This is a genomic window from Candidatus Symbiothrix dinenymphae, from assembly GCF_001431085.1.
This window is the reverse complement of record NZ_BBRU01000583.1, coordinates 1-1,971: the sequence shown is the minus strand read 5'-3', so window position 1 is coordinate 1,971 and position 1,971 is coordinate 1. Positions and strand designations below refer to the sequence as shown.

Here is a 1,971-nt window from a genome sequence, read left to right as displayed (position 1 = left end):
AGTTTCTCCATCATGAAAGATGCCACCGCTACCGCGCTTTACGGTGCGCGCGGTGCCAACGGAGTGATACTGGTTACTACCAAGGAAGGACGTGAAGGAAAAGCGGTTATCAATGTCAGACTGGAAAGCTCTTTCTCAAGCCCGACAAAAAAAGTCGCTGTCGCAAACCCTGTCACGTTTATGCGGATGCACAACGAAGCCGTAAGAACGCGCAACCCGCTCGCTACGGAGGATTTGTACACTACGGAGCAAATACGCATGACGGAAAGGGGAACTTATCCTGATATTTATCCCGCCACCGACTGGTACAACACCATGTTTGACGACGTCACCATCAATCAACGCGCCAATATGAGCATCAGCGGAGGTGGAGGCATTGCCCGTTATTATGTGGCGGTCAATGTAGCGCAGGACAACGGCAACATGAAGGTGGACCCGCGCAACAATTTCAACTCCAATATCAATCTGACGAAATATGCCGTCCGTTCCAATGTGAACGTGGATGTGACTAAAACGACGGAGTTGATACTGAGGTTAAGTTCCTCGTTTGACGACTATACCGGTCCGCTCGACGGAGGCACTGCCATGTACAACAAGGTGATACAGGCAAATCCGGTGCTGTTCAAACCGTACTATAATGAGCTGCCGGGTGGAGAGTTTGAGTTCGCCAATCATATCCTGTTCGGAAATTACGGAAACGGCGATTATATCAACCCGTATGCCGAATCACTGAAGGGATACAAGGATTACAGCACCAACACGACTTCCACTCAGTTTGAGGTGAAGCAGAACCTGGATATGCTTACCAAAGGCTTAAAAGTCAGGGCTATGGTGAACATGAACCGTTTTTCGGAATTTACGGTAACACGCCAGTACAAGCCGTTTTTCTATAATTTAACCACCTTCGATTTACTGGACAATTCCTATACCCTGCGGCGTTTGAATCCCACCGGCAGCAATGCGGGCAGTGAGACCCTTAATTATACGCCCGGCGTCCGGAACATCAATACCGCATTTTATTTGGAGACGGCGGCGGAATACAACACTGTGGTGAACGACAAACACAGCCTGAATGCCTTGCTGGTATATATCATGCGGCAAACAAAACAGGTCAGTGCCTCCACAGACCTTCAACTTTCGCTGCCCAACCGCAACATGGGCGTTTCGGGTCGTCTTGCCTACAATTATGATACGCGCTATTTCGGCGAGTTCAATTTCGGTTACAACGGTTCCGAGCGTTTTGCCGCAAACCATCGCTGGGGATTTTTCCCCTCGGTAGGTCTGGCGTGGATGCTGTCGAATGAAGAATTTTTCGAGTCTTTAAAACCGGTTGTTTCGCAGTTCAAACTCAAGGGAACTTACGGGCTGGTAGGTAATGACGCTATCGGAAGTAACACCGACCGGTTCTACTATCTGGCGGATGTAAACATAAACGCGACAAAAAATGTCGGTTGGGGTCCGACCATGGCATACAACCCCGGCGGAGTCAGTGTGAACCGGTATGCCAATGAGAATATCGGATGGGAAACGGCATACAAGACCAATATCGGTGCTGAAATTGCTTTTGTGAACGGTTTGTCTGCCAATATCGACGGATTCCATGAAAGGCGGGAAAACATCCTGCTGGTACGTACCATCCCGAAAACCATGGGCATTGTGCCCGAAATGAAAGCCAATCTGGGCGTGGCAAGCGGGCAAGGAATTGATGTGGAACTGAATTACGAAAAAAGTTTCACCAAGGACTTGTGGGCTACCGGTCGGGGTACGTTTACGTATGCCACCAGCAAGGTCATTGACTGGGAAGAGCCTGATCGCAGTGCCACTCCCTGGCTGTCGAGAGTCGGCACCAACATCAACCAGCAATGGGGTTTCGTTGCCGAACGATTGTTTGTGGACGACACGGAAGTTGCCAATTCCCCCTCACAGTTCGGTATCTATCAGGGCGGCGACATCAAATACAGGGATGTGAAC

1 protein-coding gene is annotated in these 1,971 nt (G+C 49.9%); it reads left to right on the top strand.

The features are described 5' to 3' along the window. Positions 1 to 12: 12 nt before the first annotated feature. A partial coding sequence (locus ASC50_RS06300) for a SusC/RagA family TonB-linked outer membrane protein (RefSeq protein WP_226995440.1) occupies positions 13 to 1,971 on the top strand: 1,959 nt, incomplete at its 3' end.